We start from the raw sequence: 18319 nt of genomic DNA, 5'->3' as shown, positions 1-18319 counted from the left end.
GCTCCGCCTGTTTGAGCGGTGGAAAAACCGATTGGTTCCTCGCGCTAGCCAACCGCCTCGTCGCCGCGGGTGCGGTACAGCGAATAGAATACGCCGCCGCCCAGCAAGCCCACCGTCGCCAGCAGCGACCAGGCGGTGGGCAGCTTGAACGCCACCAGGCCGACGTCATGCAGATAGACCAGCCCCACCTTGACGCCTATCAACACCAGCACCAGCGCCAGCGCGTACTTCAGATAATGGAAGCGGTGCACCATCGCCGCCAGCGCGAAATACAGCGCGCGCAGGCCCAGGATGGCGAAGATGTTCGAGGTATAGACCAGGAACGGGTCCTGGGTCACCGCGAAGATCGCCGGAATGCTGTCCACGGCGAACACCAGGTCGGCCGACTCCACCAGGATCAAGGTCAGCAACAGCGGCGTCGCCCACCAGCCCTTGCCCAGACCGTGGCGCTCGCCGCGCACCAGGAAGGCGCTGCCGTGCAAGTCGGGCGTCAACCGCATCCGGCGGCGCAGCCACTGGTAGAACTTCTGCTCGGACAGCGGCTTGGCCTCGTCGTCGGCGGCGAACAGCATCTTCAGGCCGGCAAACAGCAGGAAGGCGCCGAACACCAGCAGGATCCACTGGAACTGGGCCACCAGCGCGGCACCGGCGCCTATCATCAGCGCCCGCATCACGATGGCGCCCAGAATGCCCCAGAACAGCACCCGGTGCTGGTAGGCGCGCGGCACCGCCATGCTGCCGAAGATCAACGAGATCACAAACACATTGTCCAGCGACAGCGATTTCTCCAGCAGATAGCCGGTCAGATACTGCACGCCGGCGTCGGCGCCGCGATACCACCACACCCAGCCGCCGAAGGCCAGGCCGACGCCGATGTAGAACGCCGACAGCTTCAAGCTGTCGCGCACGCCGATCTCGCGGCCGTCCCGCTGCAGGACACCGAGGTCGAAGGCCAGCAGCGCCAGCACGCCGGCAAGAAAGGCCAGCCAGATCCACAGCGGATAACCCAGGGCCGGCGCGGTCAGAAAGTCGATCAACTCAATACTCCATTCAATCCGTCAATGCGCGGCGGCCGCAGCCGCCGGCTCCGTCAAGCGCGGCCTTCCAGCGCCGCAATGCGTTCTTCCATGCTCGGGTGGGTGGCGAACAGACCCAAGAGGCCGCGGCCGCCGGCGATGCCGGAGGCGGCCATGCCCTGCGGCAGGCCGTCGGCCTCGATGCCGCCCAGGCGACGCAGCGCGTCGGCCATCGGTCGCGGCGAACCCAGCAGTTCGGCGGCGCCGGCGTCGGCGCGGAATTCGCGTTGGCGCGAGAAATACATCACCACCAGCGACGCCAGGATGCCGAACGCGATCTCACAGACGATCACCGTGACGAAGTAAGCGATGCCGGTGCCGGCGGAACTGTTTTCCTCGTCGCGCTTCAGCCAGCTGTCCACCAGGTAGCCGACGACGCGCGCCAAGAAGAACACGAAGGTGTTGACCACGCCCTGAATCAGCGTCAGCGTCACCATGTCGCCGTTGCGGATGTGGGCGATCTCGTGCGCCAGCACCGCCTCCACTTCCTGCTCCGTCATATTGGCCAGCAGGCCGGTGGACACCGCCACCAGCGAATTGGATCGGCTGGGGCCGGTGGCGAAGGCGTTCGGCTCGCCGTCGTACACCGCCACCTCGGGCATGGCCAGGCCGGCGCGGTCGGCCAATTTGCGCACGGTATTCAGCAGCCAGACCTCGGTCTGGCCGGACGGCTGGGTGATCACCCGCGCGCCGGTGCTCCACTTGGCCATGGTTTTCGACAGGGCCAGCGAAATGAAGGCGCCGCCGAAGCCCAGCACCGCCGAGAACATCAGCAACATGCCCAGGTTCAGCCCGCCGGCGGTGACGAAGCGGTCCAGGCCCAAAAGCCGCACGCTCAGGCTTAGCACCAGCATCACCGCGATGTTGGTCACAATCAGCAAAATCACCCGTTTCATTATTCAATCTCCCGAAATGCATCCAGTCATCGGCCACGGCTCCACCATGGCCACACTGCAGTGTATGCCACGTAAAGCATCGAAAAAATAAAGTAAAATCTGATAATCGATACGATTTTTTCGAATAATAAAATGGACAATCTCAACTACAAGCATCTGCATTATTTCTGGGCCGTCGCCCGTACCGGCAGCGTCACCCGCGCCGCCGAACAGCTGGGCGTCAGCATGCAGACCGTCAGCGGCCAGATCTCCCGGCTGGAGCAGCAACTGGGCCGATCGCTGTTCCGCCAGCACGGCCGCGGACTGGAGCTGACCGAGGCCGGCCGCGTGGCGCAGGGCTACGCCGACCGCATCTTCCTGCTGGGCGAGGAATTGGCCGAAGCGCTGGCCGATCCGCGGTTGGACCAGGTGCTGCGGCTGGCGGCCGGCGTATCCGACGTGCTGCCGAAACGCATCGCCAGCCGCCTGCTGCAGCCGGCGCTGGAACTGGATGCCGGTTTGCGGCTCAGCTGCAGCGAGGGCGATTTCGACGAGTTGATAGGCGAGCTGGGCCGCCACAGGCTGGACCTGGTGCTGGCGGACCGGCCGGTCGCCAGCAGCGAGCAACAGCAATTCCAGTCCTGGCAGCTCTTGCGCTGCCCGGTGCTGCTGCTGGCCAGCCCGGCGCTGAGCGAACGCCACCGGGCGGGTTTTCCCTCCAGTCTGGAACAGGCGCCGCTGCTGCTGCCCAGCCGCGACAACGTGCTGCGCCGCCAGTTGGAGCACTGGTTCGAAGCGCAGGGGCTGCGGCCGCGCGTGATAGGCGAATTCGACGACTACGCGCTGATGGAGACCTTCGCCCGCCAGGGGCTGGGCCTGTGTCCGACGCCGGCCTTGCCCGACGACACCGCCGGCCTGCCCGGCCTGGAACAGGTCGGCGTGCTGGACGGCGTCTGGGAGCATTACTACCTCAGCGCCAGCCGCCGCAAACTGCAGCACCCGGCGCTGCAGGCCATCCTGCAAGCCTGGTCCTACAATTAGGATTGTTTTGACGACGAAAGGCCGTCGCTGCCGGACTAGCGGCCGCTGATCCGCTATCGTCTTGATCGATAATGGGAAAACGTCTGCGGCGGACTGGGCATCATGTCATGGATGAAGAACGCGGTTTCACCCTGCTAGAGTTGTTGATCGTCATGGCGCTGCTGGGCCTGGTGCTGGCCTTCGCCGTTCCCGCCTATCAACGCACCGTCGCCACCAACGCGCTGCTGTCGGAAAGCGGCAATCTGTACGGCGACGTGCTGTTCGCCCGCAGCGAGGCGATCAAGCGCGGGCAGGTGGTACTGGTCTGCCCGTCCAGCAACGGCGCCAGCTGCAACGGCTCGGGCGGCAACACCAACTGGGCGACCGGCTGGATCGTGCTGGCGGCCGCCAACAACAGCTGCGGCGACACCGGCGGCACCGTGCTGCGGTTGCAGAAGGCCTTCAGCAGCGGCGACTCCGCCACTTACAGCAACGGGACCAACCCGGCGCTGTGCTTCAATCGCATGGGCTACGCGCCGGCCGCCAATGTCGGCATGCTGACGTTCAATACCGCCGATAATCTGGCCGCCAACCGCCGCTGCCTGGCGCTGGCCGCGGCCGGCCATCCGCAGCTGCTGAGCAGCGGACAGACCGACGCCACCGGACAATTCTCATGTCCATGACCCGCCCCCCGCCGCAGGCCGGCTTCAGCATGCTGGAAGTGCTGGTGGCGCTGATCGTCATCTCGCTGGGCCTGCTCGGCATCGCCGCGATGCAGGCGGCCGCCATCAACAGCACCGCCATCGCCCGCACGCGCAGCCTGGGCTCGATCGCCGCCGAAAGCATGGCGGCGGCGATGCACGCCAACACCTCGTACTGGGGCACTCTGTCGGTCGCCGCCAGCAATAGCTGGAGCGTCAGCGCCAGCGGCGTCAGCGGCTCGCCGGCGCTGAGCCAGAGCGTGGACTGCTCGGCGTCCGGCACCAATTGCAGCGCGGGCGCGATGGCCGGCTACGACGTCGTCCAATGGGGCAGCGGCACGCTGGCGGCCCTGCCCGGCGGCAGCGGCCAGATCGTCTGCACGGCCGGCAGCGGCTCCTCCCCGACCGCCTGCACCATCACCGTGTACTGGCTGGAGAAGAAAAGCGCGGTGAACGCGGCCTCGACGGCATCCGGCACCGCCACCCAGAACTACCAGATGGTGGTGGAGCCATGAGACGGCAGCGCGGCAGCGGCCTGATCGAGGTGCTGGTGGCGATAGGCATAGGCCTGTTCCTGCTCAGCGTGCTGATCATGATCTTCGCCTCCACCGAGCTGACCGAGACCAACCAGAACGGCCTGGCCCAGTTGCAGGACAACCAGCGCACCGCGATGACCATCATCAACACCATCGTCCAGTCCGCCGGCTACTACCCGTCCCCGCAGACGCAGACCGTCGCCACCGCGCTGCCGGCGGCAGGTGCCTTCGCCGCCGGCCAGTCCATCGCCGGCAGCTATGGCCCGCCGGACACGCTGAGCGTGCGCTTCGCCACCGCGCCCGGCGACAACATCCTCAATTGCAACGGCGCCGGCAACGGAGGCAGCGCCAACCAGGTCTACGTCAATCAGTTCGCCGTCAGCGCCGGCAAGCAGCTGACCTGCTCGGTCAACGGCGGAGCCGCCCAGGTGCTGGTCGACGGCGTCAGCAATATGAGCGTGCTGTACGGCGTCGACACCGGCAACAGCGGATCGGTCAATCATTACTACAACGCCGCCAGCCTGCCGGCGGGCCAGACGGTGCGCTCGATCCGGGTGACGCTGACGATGGCCAATCCGCTGGCCGGCAAGCCGGGGCAGCCGGCCAGCGTCACGCTGTCCTGGCTGATAGGACTGATGAACCAGTTATGAGCCGCCGCGCCCCTCCCCCTTCCCCCGACCGACCGCGCGGTTTCACGCTGATAGCGGCGCTGATGATGCTGATCGTGATCACCATCATCGGCCTGGCGATGATGCGCAGCGTCGGCCTGCAGGGCCGGATGGCCGGCAATATGCGCGAGAAGGGCCGCGCCTTCGAGGCGGCGCAGGCGGCGCTGCAGTACGCCGAGTGGTGGCTGGCCCAGGGCAACAACGCCAATGCCGTCGCCGCCAGCTGCAGCGGCGCCCAGAGCACGCCGCAGATCTGCGGCAACGCGCTGTCCAATCCCTCGGCGCTGCCGTGGGCAAGCAGCTATGCCTATTCGCCGCCGTATATGAACATCGCCGCCAACGGCGGCAGCCAGACCTTCTATCAGGCGCCCCAGCTCTACATCCAGTATCTGGGGCTCAATGCCGGCGGCAACGGCGTCCTCTACCAGCTGACCACGCTGGGCTACGGCGGCAACGCCAACTCGGTCGTGGTATTGCAGAGTACCTACACGCTGTATTCCGGCGTGTCCAACCTGGGGAAATGACGATGACACCGCGCCCGTCGCTAAGCCTCGCCGCCGCCTGCCTCGCCGCCGCCTGCTGGTCCGACGCCGGCCGCGCGGTGACGATAGCCGACAACTTCACCGGCGCCGCCGCCCAGCTGAACTGGCTGGTCTTCGGCGGCGCCTGCATGACCGCCGGCGGCGGCAGCGACTCGGTTCCGGCCTGCGGCAACAAGGACCCCAGCGGCAACGCCCAGATCGGCGGCTACGCCGGCACGCTGCCCGATCCGGTCGGCAACGGCGCGCTGCGGCTGACCAACAGCGCCGGCAGCCAGTCCGGCGCCATCGTCTACAACAATCTGTTTCCGTCCAACAGCGGCCTGCAGGCGACGTTCACGACCTATACCTACAACGGCGATTCCGGCGGCACCGCGCGCGACGGCGCCGACGGCATGAGCTTCTTTCTGCTGTCCGCCATTCCCGGCGCCGTCGGCTCCTTCGGCGGCAGCCTCGGCTACAGCTGCTCCAACGTCAACTCGCCGTACAACGGCATCATAGGCGGCTACCTCGGCCTGGGCATGGACGAGTACGGCAACTTCCCCAACGGCGGCGCCAGCAACGACAACACCGCCACCGGTCCCGGCGCCAAGCCGCAAAACATCTCGCTGCGTGGCGCCGGCTCGGTCGCCGCCGGCGCGCTGACCAGCCAGTTCGGCGGCAGCTTCAGCGCGTCCATGGTGCAGAGCGTATGCAAAACCGGCCGCTACGGCCTGCAGAGCGTGATGAACTACCAGTTCATCAACATCCCCGGCACCAGCGGCGGCGTCTATCAGCTGCCGTCCAGCCAGCCGATGGCCAACGAGTCGGCCGTCAAGCGCGGCCAGGCGGTGCCGATCAGCTACAAGCTGAAGATCACCACCGGCAATCTGCTCAGCCTCTGGTACAGCTACAACAACGGCGCCTACGTGCCGGTGATCTCCAATTACGACATCAACAACACCTCGGTCAGCGGGCCGCTGCCCAGCCAGATCACCTTCGGCTTCGCCGGCTCCACCGGCGGCAGCCGCAACGTCCACGAACTGGCCTGCTTCCAGGTTCAGCCATCGACCCAGACCGCCAGTTCCAGCGGCCTGAACAGCCAGCAGACCGCGTTGGTCAAGACCGGCACCCAGCAATACGTGGCCAGTTATCACGCCGACAACTGGTGGGGCGAGCTGGCGTCCTACGCGCTGATGGGCAACAGCGCCACCGGCCAGGTGACGGTAGCCACCACCGCCAGCTGGGACGCCTCCTGCGTGCTGACCGGCGGCAATTGCAGCGCCACCGGCGTCAACAATATGAGCGCGCAGTCCAGCCGGGCGATACTCAGCTGGAACGGCAGCCAGGGCATTCCGTTCCAGTGGGCCAATCTGTCGACCGCCCAGCAGGCCGCGCTGAACGGCGACGGCAATGGCTCGGCGCGGCTATCGTATCTGCGCGGCGCGCGCGGCAACGAGATCAGCACGCTGGGCGTCGGCCTGTTCCGCGACCGCGACAGCGTCTTGGGCGACATCGTCAACAGCAGTCCGATCTGGGTCGGTCCGCCGCAGAACGGCTATGCCGACAGCTGGAGCGACAGGCTGTATCCGTCCGCCTCGCCGGCCGAGAACGCCAGCGGCGCGCAAAGCTACAGCGGCTTCAAGTCCGCCAATCTGACGCGCGCCAACGTCATCTACGGCGGCGGCAACGACGGCATGCTGCACGGTTTCCGCAGCGGCGCCGAGGACAGCAGCGGCAACTACGCGACCAGCACGGTGCCGAACGACGGCCAGGAGGTGATCGCCTATCTGCCGGCGGCGGGCCAGGCCAATACCGTCCAGTTCAGCAGCCCCACTTATGCCCACCAGTATTTCGTCGACGCGACGCCGGCCGCCGACGACCTGTTCTTCAACAACGCCTGGCATACCTGGCTGATCGGTGGCATGGGCGCCGGCGGCCAGGCCTTGTATCTGCTGGACGTGACCAATCCGGCCAACTTCTCCGAGGCCAACGCCGCCAGCCTGGTGCTGAGCGAGATCGGCAGCGGCACGCTGAGCTGCGTCAACAAGAGCAATTGCGGCAACGATCTCGGCTACACCTTCGGCACGCCGGTGATCGCCCGCTTCCACAACGGCCAGTGGGGGGCGATATTCGGCAACGGCTACAACAGCGCCAACGGCCACGCCGCCATCTTCATCATGCTGGTGTCCGGCAGCGGCGCCCTCAGCTTCTACGAGCTGGACACCGGCAGCGGCCCCGGCAACGATCCGTCCGGCGGCGGCAACAACAACGGCATCTACTACGCGACCGCCGCCGACCTGGACGGCGACGGCACCACCGACTACATCTACACCGGCGATCTGTTCGGCAATGTCTGGCGCTTCGACGTCACCGGCAGCAGCCCGTCCACCTGGAGCGTGTCGCAATACGGCAAGGGCGCCGCCGCGCCGCTGTTCACCAGCCAGTACACCTACTGCACCAACGCCCAGGTCAGCGGCGGCAGTTGCAGCCGCAGCCTGCAGCCGATCACCAGCAAGCTGCTGGTGTCCGCCATCCCGGTCGGCGACGCCATTCCGCGCGTGCTGATCGGCTTCGGCACCGGCCAGAAGATCCCGTTCACCACCACCTCGCCCGACGTCTACGCCGGCGGCACCCAGAGCCTGTACGGCGTATGGGACTGGGACATGTCGGGCTGGAATACGCTGAGCGGCTCGTCAACCTACTACGGCCAGAGCGCGCCGGTCGGCGGCCTGACGCTGCGTCCCGGCAATCTGAGCGCGCAGACCGTCACCGCCTCCTACAGCTCGACGCTGGGCTCGGTACAGGGCTATCGCGCGCTGTCGAGCAATACCGTGTGCTGGCAGGGCGGCAGCGGCTGCAGCACGAACAACAGCTACGGCTGGCTGCTGAACCTGCCGGGCAGCGGCGAACAGGTGGTGTACAACCCGGTCAACGAGCTGGGGACCTTCACCGTCAACACCACCATTCCGCCCAGCACCGCCGCCTCGTCCTGCACCGTCTCCTCCGCCACCGGTTTCACCATGTCGCTGAACATGAAGACCGGCGGCGCGACCGCACGCTCCTTCTATGCCAACGACTCAGGCAATTTCAACGGCATCAGCGGCAACGCGATCAACGGCATCGCCATCAATATGGCCGGCAGCCCCAGCGTGGTAAGCTACCAGAACAACTATTTCGCCATCGGCAGCAGCATCAACGGCGGCCCGATCGCCACGCCGCCGCAGATCAACCCGGCCGCCTTCGATCTGCACGCCCGGCTGAACTGGATAGAACTGCGATGAAGGCCGCCAACGGAGGCACCGTGACGAACAAGCGCGCGTCCAGCGGATTCTCGCTGCTGGAACTGGTCATCGCGATGGCGGTGCTGGCCATCGTGGCGGCCATCGCCATCCCGTCCTACCGGACCTTCATCCTGCAGTCCAACCGCACGGCGGCCAAGACCGCGCTGCAAGACCTGGCCACCCGCCAGGAGAGCTACTATTCGCTGAACAACGGCTACGCCAGCCAGCTGGCGACGCTGGGCTACGCCAGCGGGACGGTCTATGTGCCGGGCAACGGCAACAACTACTACGCGCTGGCGATTTCCAGCGCCAGCGCCACCGCCTTCGTGCTGACGGCGACGCCGCAGGGCGCGCAGGCGCAGGACAGCTGCCAGACCTATCAGCTCGACAATCTTGGCAATCAGAGCAATATGGCCGCCGGCGGCGGCGCGCTGAGCGTCAGCGGCTGCTGGTGAGCGCCAAAAGCAAAACGGCGCCTCGAAGGCGCCGTTTTGCTTGGCTTGGGTCCAGCCTGGCTTAGTCGGCCAGCAGCTTGTTGACCACGTCCACGTATTCCTGCATGGCCGCCGCGGCATCCTTGCCCTTCAGCTTTTCCCAGGCGTCGAACTTGGCGCGGTTGATGAAATCCATCATGCCCGGGCGCTCGCCGCTGGCGTCGCCGTCGGTGGCCTGCTTGAACAGCGCGTACAGCTGCAGCAGGGTCTGGTTGTCCGGGCGCTCGGACAGGGTCTTGACGTCGGCCTGGGCCTGGGTGAACAGCGTCTGCAGATCAGACATGGCATATCCTTTGTGTCGTGGACCGGAACGGTGCATCCGCTCCTGGAAGTGTTAGCCCTCCGGCATGCGCCGGAACGGTGGACAATTTAGCATGAAGCGGGACTCAATGCGACAGCGCCGGCGGCGGCGCCAGCTGCGGTTCGATGCGGATGCGCTTGTAGCTTTTGACCGCGAGGCCGTCCTTGCGCGCCGGCAGATAGCGGGTGGCACGGAAGACAGGGGCGATGGCGGCCGTCAGCACCGGCGGCGGACTGCCTTCGAAGCGCACCGCGTCGACCTGGCCGTCGGCGTCGATAAACACCAGCGCGACGATGGGGGCCGTCGGCGCGACCAGATCGACGTCCGGCAGCGTGATCGGCCCCAGTTGCTGCGCCAGCTGGTCGAGTTCGCGCGCCGAGTAATAGAGATAGGCGCCCAGCCTCAGCCGGTCGCCGTCCTCCCGCAGCGGCGCCGGCGCGGAGGCCGGACCGGCGGCGGAGGCCTCGACAAGCGGCGCCGGCTGCGTCCGCGACGGCGCCGGCCGTGGAACCGGCTCGGCCGCGGCCGTCAGCCTGACCCGCAAACCGTCATGGCGGCCGCCGTCCCACTGGCCGGGCCGCAACGGCAGCCACAGCAAGGCGGCATGGGCCAACAGCGACAGGCACAGCATCAACAGCAAGCGTCCCGTCCTGTCCCCGCGCCGCGTCCTCATGCCCGCTCCCATTCAAACCGCCAGAAAAAAACGGGACCGAGGTCCCGTTTTGGTCCGACTTACTTGGCGCTCAGCAGCTGCTCGATGTCGCTGCCGTCTATCGCGCCCGGCACCACGCGGCCATTGGCGAACACCAGCGCCGGCGTGCCGGTGACGCCCAGCTTCTCGCCCAGCGCCTGGATCTTGTCCAGCGGCGTGTCGCAATTGTCCGGGCCGGTCAGCGGCTTGCCGTCGCGCATGAAGGCGGTCCAGGTGGCCGCCTTGTCCGGCGAGCACCAGATCTGCTTGGCCTTGCGCATCGCGTCCGGATGCAGTTGGGTCAGCGGATACAGGAAGGTGTAGATGGTGACGTTGTCGATGTCCTTCAGGCTCTCGCGCTCCAGCTTCTTGCAGTACGGGCAATCCGGATCGGTGAACACCGCCATCTTGCGCTCGCCCTTGCCGCGCACGTCCTTGAACGCGTATTGCAGCGGCAGCGAGTTGAAGTCCACCTTGGACAGCTCGGCCATCTTCTTCTCGGTCAGGCTTTCCTTGCTCTTGGTGTCGATCAGGTCGCCGACGAACAGATAGCTGGCGTCGCTGTTGACGTAGACCACCTGCTTGCCGTCCACCACCAACTCGTAGATGCCCTTGACCGGCGAGGCGCTGACGCTCTTCACCTGCTTGCTCGGGAAGTGGCTGAGGAAGGCCTTCTTCACGTCTTCCAGATTGCTGCCGGCGGCTTGCGAGCAGGCGGCCAGCGACATCAGCATGGAGCTGGCCAGCGCCAGCGATTTCAATCTCGTTTTCATCAGGTAGTGTGTCCGTGTGGGATTATCATCCAATCGCCTGCCGCGCGAACTGCCGCTTCAGCGGTGCCAGGCAGTTGGTCAGCGACAGGCCGGTATTGCGCAGCCATGGCAGTCCGGGCAGTTTGGCATGAAACAGCCGGTACAGGCCATCGCAACCCATTTGCATCGCGGCCACCGCTTCGCGGCGCTGCCGCTGATGGCGGCGCAGCAACATCCAGTCGCCGCAATCGGGCGCGTCCGTCAGCAGCGCCGCCAGTTGCGCCGCGTCCTGGAAGCCCAGGTTGACGCCCTGGCCGGCCAACGGGTGCACCGTGTGGGCGGCGTCGCCGACCAGCGCCACCCGCTCGGCCACCACCGCCTCCGGCTGGATCAGCCGCAGCGGAAAAGCCGCGGCCGGCGTGATGGTCTCGAAGGCGCCCAGCTGGCGGCCGCCGGCCTCGGCCACGCGCGCCGCCAGCGCCTGCGGCGGCAGTTGCAGCAAAGCCTGCGGATCAGAGGTGGACCAGACCATCGAGATTCGGTTCCCCGCCATCGGCAGCCAGGCCAGCACGCTGTCGCCGGTGAACCATTGCCGCGCGATGTCGCCATGCGGCCGCTCGCAGATGAAATTGGCCACCACGCCGCTCTGGCCGTACGGCTTGACGCTGGCTTGCAGGCCCAGCTGGCCGCGCACCCAGGAGTTGGCGCCGTCGGCGCCGACCAGCAGCTCGGCCCGCAGTTCGCGGCCGTCGGCCAGCGTCAGCCGCGCCTCGCCGGGCGTCGTCGACATCGCCGCCGCCGGCGCGCCGGTCAACACCTCGACCCCGTCGTCGCGCAGGCGCCGCCATATCGCGGCCAGCAGCCAGCGGTTCTCGACGATCCAGGCCAGCGCGTCGGCGTCGCCGCCTGCGTCGCTGGCGGAGAAGGCGATCCGTCCGCCGGCGTCGCCGCGCACGTCCATCGTCGCTATCGTGCCGACCCGCCCCATGTCCGGCCAGGCGCCGATGCCGTCGAGAAAACGGCGGTTGGCCGGACTGACCGCGTAAACGCGGGCATCCCAGCCCTGTTCCAGCTCGGCGAAGTCCGGCTCGCGCGCCTCCAGCAAGGCCACCCGCCTGCCGGCGCGGCCCAAGGCCAGCGCCAGGCTGGCGCCGACCAGGCCGCCGCCGACGACGATGACGTGATATTTGTCGTTCCGCATCAACTTATCCCCGCACGCCAAACACCAGATGGCCGGCGAACCTGCGCCGCAACGGCGGCAGCACATCCAGCGCCGTCATGCCGATGCCGCGCAGCGCGTTCTGCCACGGCCGGTGGCCGTCGAACAGCTTGATCAATCCATGGGTGAAACCGACCACCGCGTGGCTGTCCAGCTTGCGCGAGCCGGCATAGCGCCTGAGCGCGGTGGCGTCGCCCGGATCGGCAGCCCCCTCCAGCGCCTCGGCCAGGCCGACGGCGTCGCGCAACCCCAGGTTAAGCCCCTGCGCCGCCACCGGATGCATGGTCTGGGCGGCGTTGCCTATCAAGGCCACCCGGCCGCTCGCCACCCGGCTCGCCTGGCGCAGCGCCAGCGGGAAGCTAGCGCGCGGGCCGATGGACAGGATGCGGCCCTGGCGCTCGCCGAAAGCCTGCTGCAACTCGGCGCGCAACACCGCCTCGTCAGCCTCGGTCAGCCGTTCCGCGTCGGCGCGGCTGCGGGTCCAGACCAGCATATAGCGCTGGCCGTGCGGCAGCAGCGCCAGCGGGCCGTCGTGGGCGAAGCGTTCATAGGCGACGCCGGCCGGCGGCCGCTCGGTCTCCACCTCGGCCAACACCGCGCACTGGCGGTAATCGTGCGTCAGGCGGCTGACGCCCGGCAGCGAATCGGCCAGCGCCCCGCCCTCGGCCAGCGCCAACAGCCGCGCGGTCAGCAGGCGCCGGCCGTCCGGCGTGTCGACCTCGGCGCAGGCGTACTGGCTCAGGCTTTTCACCGACAACACCCGGCTTTGCCACAGCACCCGCACGCCGGCCCGCTCCAGCGCGCCGGCCAGACCGGCGACCAGCGCCGGATAATCGACCACCGCGCCCAGATGCGTCAGGCCCAGGTCGGCGCTGTCCAGCCGGGTGCGGCCGCAGCTGCCCTGCTGCGACACGTGGACGGTGTCTATCGCCGTGGCCGGCAGATCGTCCGGCCAGGCGCCTGCCTCGGCCAGCAGCTCGCGGCTGTGCCAGGACAGGGCCAACGCCCGGGCGTCGCGGACTTCGGCGCCGCGCACCCTGGCCTCCACCAGCAGCACGCTGCGGCCCTGCCTCGCCAGCCGCAGCGCCGCCAGCGCGCCTACCGGGCCGCCGCCGACCACCAGCACGTCGGCGTGTTCGCCATTGATCGCGTTCATCTCTGTTCTCCGCGCATCAGCGCCTCGATCTCGTCTATCGTCTTCGGCGCCGCCGCGGTATACACCTCGTTGCCGTCGGCCGTCACCAACACGTCGTCCTCGATGCGCACGCCGATGTCGTGGAAGGCCTCCGGCACGTCGGCCGCCGCCCGGATATACAGGCCGGGCTCGACCGTGGTGCACATGCCGGGCCGATAGCGCCGCCATTCGCCGTCCAGCTTGCGCAGGCCGACGTCATGCACATCCAGCCCTATCATGTGGCCGACGCCGTGCATGTAGAAGCGGCGGTAGGCGCCGGACTCGATCACGCCGTCGACGGTGCCGGACAGCAGCCCCAGGTCCAGCAGGCCGCGCGCCAGCACCGCCAGCGCGGCGTCGCCGGGGGCGTTCCACGCCGCGCCCGGCCTGACCGCGGCGATGCCGGCCAGCTCGGCCGCCAGCACGATCTCGTACACGTCGCGCTGCGGGCCGCTGAAGCGGCCGTTCGCCGGGAAGGTCCGGGTGATGTCGCCGGCGTAGCCCTGCCATTCGCAGCCGGCGTCGATCAGCACCAGCTCGCCGTCGGCGATCAGCGCGTCATTGGCCACATAGTGCAGCGTACAGGCGTTGGCACCGGCGGCGACGATGCTCTCGTAGGCCGGCTGGCGCGCGCCGCGCCGCACGAAGGCATGCAACAGCTCCGCTTCCAGCTGGTATTCGTACTGGCCCGGCCGCGCGGCGCGCATCGCCTGAACGTGGCCGGCGACGGAAATCTCGCCGGCGCGGCGCAGCAGCTCGATCTCGGCCTCGTCCTTGATCATGCGCATCTCGTCCAGCAGCGAGCACAGATCGCCGTAATGCGCCGGCGGCCGGCGGCCGGCGTGCGCGCGCCGGCGCACGGCGTCGAGCCAGCCGTTGACGCGGCGGTCGAAGGCGCCATGGCGGCCCAGCGGCCACCACAGCCGCTCGCAGCCGTCCAAGAGCGCCGGCACCCGCTCGTCCATCTCCGACAGCGGGTAGGCTTCGTCGAAACCGAAGATCTCGCGCGCGCCGTCAGGGCCGTGGCGGAAACCGTCCCAGATTTCCATTTCCGGATTGCGTTCGCGGCAGAACAGGATGGACTTGCCGCTGCGACCGTCCAGCAGCAGCACCGCCTCCGGCTCGGCGAAACCGGACAGGTGCAGGAAATAGCTGTCGGGACGGTAGGGGTAGTTGCAATCGGCGTTGCGCACCGCTTCCGGCGCGGTGGGCAGCAGGGCGATTCCTGCGCCGATCTGGTTCAGCAGTTGCTGGCGGCGTGCGGCGTGCGGTCGATGCATGTGCGTTTGGATTCCTGGCGCGGAGCGGCTGGCGCAAAACGCCAGTTTACACCGGCTGCGCCCCCGGCCCAAGCCTGTGGCGGCTCTCGCCGCTCCTGGCATGAAAAAACCCGGCCCAGGCCGGGTTCCTTGCTGCGGTCTGGACCGGTTTATTCGGCCAGCACCGCGGACGTGTACACGTCCTGCACGTCGTCCAGGTCTTCCAGCGCGTCCAGCAGCTTCTGCATGCGAACGGAGTCGTCGCTGCTCAGCTCGGTCTCGTTGTCGGCGCGCATCGTCACTTCGCCGACCTCGGACTTGAAGCCCTTGGCTTCCAGCGCGTCCTTGATGTCGGAGAATTCGTACGGGCCGGTGATCACCTCGATCGAGCCGTCCTCGTTGGTCAGCACGTCCTCGGCGCCGGCCTCCAGCGCCGCTTCCATCAGCGCGTCCTCGTCGACGCCCGGGGCGAACACCAGATAGCCGCAATGCTTGAACTGGTAGGACACGCAGCCGTCGGTGCCCATATTGCCGCCGTACTTGGAGAAGGCGTGGCGCACGTCGGCGACGGTGCGGGTCTTGTTGTCGGTCAGGCAGTCCACCATCACCGCCGCGCCGGCGATGCCGTAGCCTTCATAGCGGCATTCGACGTAGTCGACGCCATCCAGCTGGCCGGTGCCGCGCTTGATCGCGTTCTCGATATTGTCCTTAGGCATCGACTCGGCCTTGGCCTTGTCCACCGCCAGGCGCAGGCGCGGGTTCATGTTGACGTCGCCTCCGCCCATCTTGGCGGCGACGGTGATTTCCTTGATCAGGCGGGTGAAGATCTTGCCACGTTTGGCATCCTGGCGACCTTTGCGGTGCTGGATGTTAGCCCATTTGCTGTGACCTGCCATATTTGCCTCTGTCTGTTGTCTCGGTTCGGGCGAACCCGGTCCACTCTGAAGATCGGAACATTTTAACAGAAAGCGGCCTCGATCCACGAGAGGCGGCGTCACTTGGCCTGCAACATCCTCAGCATCATCTCGAAGCCGGCGCGGTACATCTGCTCGATCACCGGGATCATCATCGGCAGCGTCAGGTAGAGCGCGCCGAAGCCGACCATGATGGTCAGCGGAAAGCCGAAGGTGAAGATGTTGAACTGCGGCGCCGCGCGGGTCATCACGCCGATGGCCAGGTTGGTGATCAGCAGCGCGCCTATCACCGGCATCGCCAGCCAGACGCCCCACTCGACCAGATGGCTTCCCCACAGCACCAGCGCCTTCAGCCCCTGCGCCGGCATCGGCATGCCTATCGGCAGCACCTGGAAGCTTTCCGCCAAGGCCTGCAACACCATGTGGTGGCCGTCGAAGGCGAGAAAGATGAAGAAGGTGAACAGCGACAGCATCTGCGACAGCACCGGCACCTGGGCCGCGTGTATCGGGTCGAAGAACATCGCGAAACCGAGGCCGGTCTGCGCGCCGACGATGAAGCCGGTCAATTCCACCGCGCTGATGACGATGCGCATGACGAAGCCCATCGCCAGGCCGATCAGCAATTGCTGCAGCAGGATGGCGATGCCCTCGGCCGAAACCAGCGGCACCACCGGCAATGGCGGCAGCAGCGGCGTCAGCAGCACGGTCAGCACCAGGGCGAAAGCCGCCTTGAAACTGCGCGGCACGCCGCGGTAGGCGAAGATGGGTTCGGCCAGGAACAGGCCTATGATGCGCGCGAACGGCCAGGCGAAGGCGCCGACCAGCGCGTTGATCTGCACATCGGTGATAGGAACCGCCATCAGCCGATCACATTGGGTATGCTCTGGAACAGCCGGGTGGTGTACTCGATCAGCGTATTGAGCATCCACGGTCCAGCCAGCACCAGCACCAGGAACATCGCCAGCAGTTTCGGAATGAAGGTCAGCGTCATTTCGTTGATCTGGGTGGCGGCCTGCAGGATGCTGACCAAGAGGCCGACCAGCAGCGAGGTCAGCAAGACCGGCGCCGACACGATGATCAGGATGTATAGCGCGTTCTGCACGATGCTGATGATCAGTTCCGGACTCATGCCCCCTCCTCCCGCCAGCCGCCCTTGGCCAGCAAGCCATTGTCGATCGCCACGCCGCCCTTGTCCACGCGGTTGGCGCGCAGCAGGACGTAGCCGGCGCGCTCGAACACCGGCCGCGCCGCATGGCTGGCCCAGGCATGGAGCGCGCTGACGCCGTCCCGCGCCGCCTGCGCCTCCAGCTCGGCTATCATCCGGCCGGCCAGGCCTTGCCGGCCCGCCCACGGCGCGACGAACAGCATGTCGAACTCGCCGTCGCGCCTCAGCCAGGCGAAACCGGCCAGACGGCCGTCCGCGGCCACCGCCTTGCACGCCCACGCGCCGGCCAGCCGCTTGCGCCAGGCGCTGTCGATCTCTGCGTCCCACGGCCGCGCCGGCGCCCACGCCTGGCACTGCTCGGCGGAATACACGCCGCCGGCCAGCGCCAGCACGCTTTCGCGGAACAGGCCGAAACAGGCCGGCAAATCGGCCTCTTCCAATGTCTGCAAGCGCGCGTTCATCCGGTGTAGAAGCTCTGCACCAGCGAACCCATCAGCAAGGTCCAGCCATCCACCAGCACGAACAGCATCATCTTGAACGGCAGCGAGATGGTCACCGGCGACACCATCATCATGCCCATCGCCATCAAGATGCTGGCGACGACCAGGTCTATGATCATGAACGGGATGAAGATCATGAAGCCGATCTGGAACGCGGTCTTCAATTCGCTGATGGCGAAGGCCGGCACCAGCGTCTTCATCGACACGTCTTCCTTGGTCTGCGGCTTTTCCGACTGCGAAATCTCGATGAAGAAGGCCAGATCCTTTTCGCGCGTCTGGCGCAGCATGAAGGCCTTCATCGGCTTGGAACCCTCGTCCAGCGCCTGGTTGAAGCTGATCTTGTCGTCGGAGAACGGCACCCAGGCCTTGTTGTACACCTGGTCGAAGGTCGGCCCCATCACGAACAGCGTCAAAAACAGCGCCAGGCCGACGATGACCTGGTTCGGCGGCGACTGCGTCGTGCCCAGCGCCTGCCTCAGCAGCGACAGCACGATCACGATGCGGGTGAAGGCCGTCATCATCAGCAGCATCGCCGGGATGAAGGTCAGCGCCGTCATGAACAGCAGCATCTGCAGGCTGAGCGAGTAGTTCTGGCCGCCGCCCGCCGCCGGCGTGCTGGTCATCAGCGGCAGCCCGGCCGCCGCGTCCGCCAGCAAAGGCAGCATCAACGCCCCGCCGCTGAGCAGGGCGATCGCCATCTTCTTTTTCATCATTTGTCCTGCCGCCCCTGCGGCGCGCGGCTTTTGTCGAGCGCGGCCTTCAGCCAGCGCGCGAACGGCTCCGCCGGCAGCTCCGGCCCCGCCTCCGCGCCTTCCGGCCGCGGCATCTTGCTCAGCAGATTGACCTGCTGCGGCGTCACGCCCAGCACCAGCCACTCGCCCTCCAGCTCGACGATCACCACCCGCTCCTTCTGGCCGACCATGGTGCCGCCGACGACGCGGATGCGGCCCGCGGCGCCCATCACGCCGCCGGACAGGCGCTTGAACAGCCAGGCGACGCCGACGATGGCGCCCAGCACCACCGCCAGGCCGAAGATCACCTGCAGCAGGCTGACGAACGGCGACGGCGCCGCGACCGGCGCCTGGACCGGCGCGGCCAGCAACGGGGCCGACGCGAGAAGACATAGCGCGCCCAGCCACGCCAGGCGCGTTTTTCGAACTCGGCTCATGATC

At 67.3% G+C, this 18319-nt stretch carries 21 protein-coding genes; 7 read left to right on the top strand and 14 right to left on the bottom strand.

Going from position 1 to position 18319, the window contains the following annotated elements; translation table 11 throughout:
- Positions 1-44: 44 nt before the first annotated feature.
- Together CXB49_RS05940 and htpX are read right to left on the bottom strand one after the other, a co-directional pair.
- Positions 45-1037 (bottom strand): TerC family protein, encoded by a 993-nt coding sequence (locus tag CXB49_RS05940; protein WP_233492954.1) that lies wholly within the window; start codon positions 1035-1037, stop codon positions 45-47.
- Positions 1038-1090: 53 nt separating this feature from the next.
- A complete protein-coding gene (htpX, locus tag CXB49_RS05935; protein ID WP_101707541.1) occupies positions 1091-1972 on the bottom strand; it encodes a protease HtpX in 882 nt (293 codons plus the stop codon).
- Between the two features lie 132 nt (positions 1973-2104).
- Here htpX and nhaR point away from each other — a divergent pair, with 132 nt between their 5' ends.
- The 7 genes from nhaR (at position 2105) to CXB49_RS05900 (ending at position 9133) form a co-directional block, all read left to right on the top strand.
- On the top strand, positions 2105-2992 hold the full coding sequence (gene nhaR / locus CXB49_RS05930) for a transcriptional activator NhaR (protein ID WP_101707540.1): 888 nt from the start codon (positions 2105-2107) through the stop codon (positions 2990-2992).
- 107 nt (positions 2993-3099) lie between these two features.
- Entirely contained in the window at positions 3100-3654 is a 555-nt protein-coding gene (locus CXB49_RS05925) for a GspH/FimT family pseudopilin (RefSeq protein ID WP_158300631.1), read from the top strand.
- Entirely contained in the window at positions 3645-4187 is a 543-nt protein-coding gene (pilV, locus tag CXB49_RS05920) for a type IV pilus modification protein PilV (protein WP_101707538.1), read from the top strand. The genes CXB49_RS05925 and pilV overlap by 10 nt, the downstream gene beginning before the upstream one ends.
- Positions 4184-4858, top strand: coding sequence for a PilW family protein (locus CXB49_RS05915; RefSeq protein WP_101707537.1), 675 nt, complete (start codon positions 4184-4186; stop codon positions 4856-4858). Before pilV ends, CXB49_RS05915 begins: the two co-directional genes overlap by 4 nt.
- Complete coding sequence (locus CXB49_RS05910; protein WP_101707536.1) at positions 4855-5400, top strand: PilX N-terminal domain-containing pilus assembly protein; 546 nt, start codon at positions 4855-4857, stop codon at positions 5398-5400. Before CXB49_RS05915 ends, CXB49_RS05910 begins: the two co-directional genes overlap by 4 nt.
- A 2-nt stretch (positions 5401-5402) precedes the next feature.
- Entirely contained in the window at positions 5403-8678 is a 3276-nt protein-coding gene (locus CXB49_RS05905) for a pilus assembly protein (RefSeq protein ID WP_101707535.1), read from the top strand.
- Positions 8675-9133: a type IV pilin protein gene (locus CXB49_RS05900; RefSeq protein WP_101707534.1), complete on the top strand. Its 459-nt coding sequence runs from the start codon at positions 8675-8677 to the stop codon at positions 9131-9133. Before CXB49_RS05905 ends, CXB49_RS05900 begins: the two co-directional genes overlap by 4 nt.
- Positions 9134-9194: 61 nt before the next feature.
- Here the strand turns inward: CXB49_RS05900 and CXB49_RS05895 are convergent, their stop codons facing one another.
- The 12 genes from CXB49_RS05895 to fliO form a co-directional block, all read right to left on the bottom strand.
- Positions 9195-9455, bottom strand: a complete 261-nt coding sequence (locus tag CXB49_RS05895; protein WP_101707533.1) for an acyl-CoA-binding protein — start codon at positions 9453-9455, stop codon at positions 9195-9197.
- Positions 9456-9558: 103 nt separating this feature from the next.
- Positions 9559-10113: an energy transducer TonB gene (locus CXB49_RS05890; protein ID WP_101707532.1), complete on the bottom strand. Its 555-nt coding sequence runs from the start codon at positions 10111-10113 to the stop codon at positions 9559-9561.
- 92 nt (positions 10114-10205) lie between these two features.
- On the bottom strand, positions 10206-10937 hold the full coding sequence (locus tag CXB49_RS05885; protein ID WP_101707531.1) for a DsbC family protein: 732 nt from the start codon (positions 10935-10937) through the stop codon (positions 10206-10208).
- 25 nt (positions 10938-10962) lie between these two features.
- On the bottom strand, positions 10963-12117 hold the full coding sequence (locus CXB49_RS05880) for a UbiH/UbiF family hydroxylase (protein ID WP_101707530.1): 1155 nt from the start codon (positions 12115-12117) through the stop codon (positions 10963-10965).
- A 4-nt stretch (positions 12118-12121) separates the two neighbouring features.
- Positions 12122-13291: an FAD-dependent oxidoreductase gene (locus CXB49_RS05875; RefSeq protein WP_101707529.1), complete on the bottom strand. Its 1170-nt coding sequence runs from the start codon at positions 13289-13291 to the stop codon at positions 12122-12124.
- On the bottom strand, positions 13288-14589 hold the full coding sequence (locus tag CXB49_RS05870; RefSeq protein WP_101707528.1) for an aminopeptidase P N-terminal domain-containing protein: 1302 nt from the start codon (positions 14587-14589) through the stop codon (positions 13288-13290). The genes CXB49_RS05875 and CXB49_RS05870 overlap by 4 nt, the downstream gene beginning before the upstream one ends.
- Before the next feature lie 149 nt (positions 14590-14738).
- A complete protein-coding gene (locus CXB49_RS05865; RefSeq protein WP_101707527.1) occupies positions 14739-15464 on the bottom strand; it encodes a YebC/PmpR family DNA-binding transcriptional regulator in 726 nt (241 codons plus the stop codon).
- Between the two features lie 98 nt (positions 15465-15562).
- Positions 15563-16342, bottom strand: a complete 780-nt coding sequence (gene fliR / locus CXB49_RS05860) for a flagellar biosynthetic protein FliR (protein ID WP_101707526.1) — start codon at positions 16340-16342, stop codon at positions 15563-15565.
- Entirely contained in the window at positions 16342-16611 is a 270-nt protein-coding gene (fliQ, locus tag CXB49_RS05855; protein ID WP_043579223.1) for a flagellar biosynthesis protein FliQ, read from the bottom strand. The genes fliR and fliQ overlap by 1 nt, the downstream gene beginning before the upstream one ends.
- Positions 16608-17096, bottom strand: a complete 489-nt coding sequence (locus CXB49_RS05850; RefSeq protein ID WP_233492953.1) for a GNAT family N-acetyltransferase — start codon at positions 17094-17096, stop codon at positions 16608-16610. Before CXB49_RS05850 ends, fliQ begins: the two co-directional genes overlap by 4 nt.
- An 8-nt stretch (positions 17097-17104) precedes the next feature.
- The gene (gene fliP / locus CXB49_RS05845; protein WP_101707524.1) at positions 17105-17857 is read right to left on the bottom strand and encodes a flagellar type III secretion system pore protein FliP; all 753 of its coding nucleotides are present in this window, start codon (positions 17855-17857) and stop codon (positions 17105-17107) included.
- Positions 17857-18315: a flagellar biosynthetic protein FliO gene (gene fliO, locus CXB49_RS05840; protein ID WP_101710623.1), complete on the bottom strand. Its 459-nt coding sequence runs from the start codon at positions 18313-18315 to the stop codon at positions 17857-17859. Before fliO ends, fliP begins: the two co-directional genes overlap by 1 nt.
- Positions 18316-18319 lie beyond the last annotated feature (4 nt).

Origin of the sequence: Chromobacterium sp. ATCC 53434 (genome assembly GCF_002848345.1) — a bacterium.
Lineage (GTDB): Bacteria > Pseudomonadota > Gammaproteobacteria > Burkholderiales > Chromobacteriaceae > Chromobacterium.
The sequence above is the reverse complement of the archived record's forward strand: the minus strand, read 5'-3'. Positions and strand labels throughout refer to the sequence as shown.

Bases quoted from the DNA above. Each gene is read 5' to 3' on its own strand.
- htpX (WP_101707541.1), bottom strand. From the start codon at position 1,972: ATGAAACGGGTGATTTTGCTGATTGTGACCAACATCGCGGTGATGCTG.
- nhaR (WP_101707540.1), top strand. From the start codon at position 2,105: ATGGACAATCTCAACTACAAGCATCTGCATTATTTCTGGGCCGTCGCC.
- CXB49_RS05925 (WP_158300631.1), top strand. From the start codon at position 3,100: ATGGATGAAGAACGCGGTTTCACCCTGCTAGAGTTGTTGATCGTCATG.
- pilV (WP_101707538.1), top strand. From the start codon at position 3,645: ATGTCCATGACCCGCCCCCCGCCGCAGGCCGGCTTCAGCATGCTGGAA.
- CXB49_RS05915 (WP_101707537.1), top strand. From the start codon at position 4,184: ATGAGACGGCAGCGCGGCAGCGGCCTGATCGAGGTGCTGGTGGCGATA.
- CXB49_RS05910 (WP_101707536.1), top strand. From the start codon at position 4,855: ATGAGCCGCCGCGCCCCTCCCCCTTCCCCCGACCGACCGCGCGGTTTC.
- CXB49_RS05905 (WP_101707535.1), top strand. From the start codon at position 5,403: ATGACACCGCGCCCGTCGCTAAGCCTCGCCGCCGCCTGCCTCGCCGCC.
- CXB49_RS05900 (WP_101707534.1), top strand. From the start codon at position 8,675: ATGAAGGCCGCCAACGGAGGCACCGTGACGAACAAGCGCGCGTCCAGC.
- CXB49_RS05895 (WP_101707533.1), bottom strand. From the start codon at position 9,455: ATGTCTGATCTGCAGACGCTGTTCACCCAGGCCCAGGCCGACGTCAAG.
- CXB49_RS05885 (WP_101707531.1), bottom strand. From the start codon at position 10,937: ATGAAAACGAGATTGAAATCGCTGGCGCTGGCCAGCTCCATGCTGATG.
- CXB49_RS05880 (WP_101707530.1), bottom strand. From the start codon at position 12,117: ATGCGGAACGACAAATATCACGTCATCGTCGTCGGCGGCGGCCTGGTC.
- CXB49_RS05875 (WP_101707529.1), bottom strand. From the start codon at position 13,291: ATGAACGCGATCAATGGCGAACACGCCGACGTGCTGGTGGTCGGCGGC.
- CXB49_RS05870 (WP_101707528.1), bottom strand. From the start codon at position 14,589: ATGCATCGACCGCACGCCGCACGCCGCCAGCAACTGCTGAACCAGATC.
- CXB49_RS05865 (WP_101707527.1), bottom strand. From the start codon at position 15,464: ATGGCAGGTCACAGCAAATGGGCTAACATCCAGCACCGCAAAGGTCGC.
- fliR (WP_101707526.1), bottom strand. From the start codon at position 16,342: ATGGCGGTTCCTATCACCGATGTGCAGATCAACGCGCTGGTCGGCGCC.
- fliQ (WP_043579223.1), bottom strand. From the start codon at position 16,611: ATGAGTCCGGAACTGATCATCAGCATCGTGCAGAACGCGCTATACATC.
- fliP (WP_101707524.1), bottom strand. From the start codon at position 17,857: ATGAAAAAGAAGATGGCGATCGCCCTGCTCAGCGGCGGGGCGTTGATG.
- fliO (WP_101710623.1), bottom strand. From the start codon at position 18,315: ATGAGCCGAGTTCGAAAAACGCGCCTGGCGTGGCTGGGCGCGCTATGT.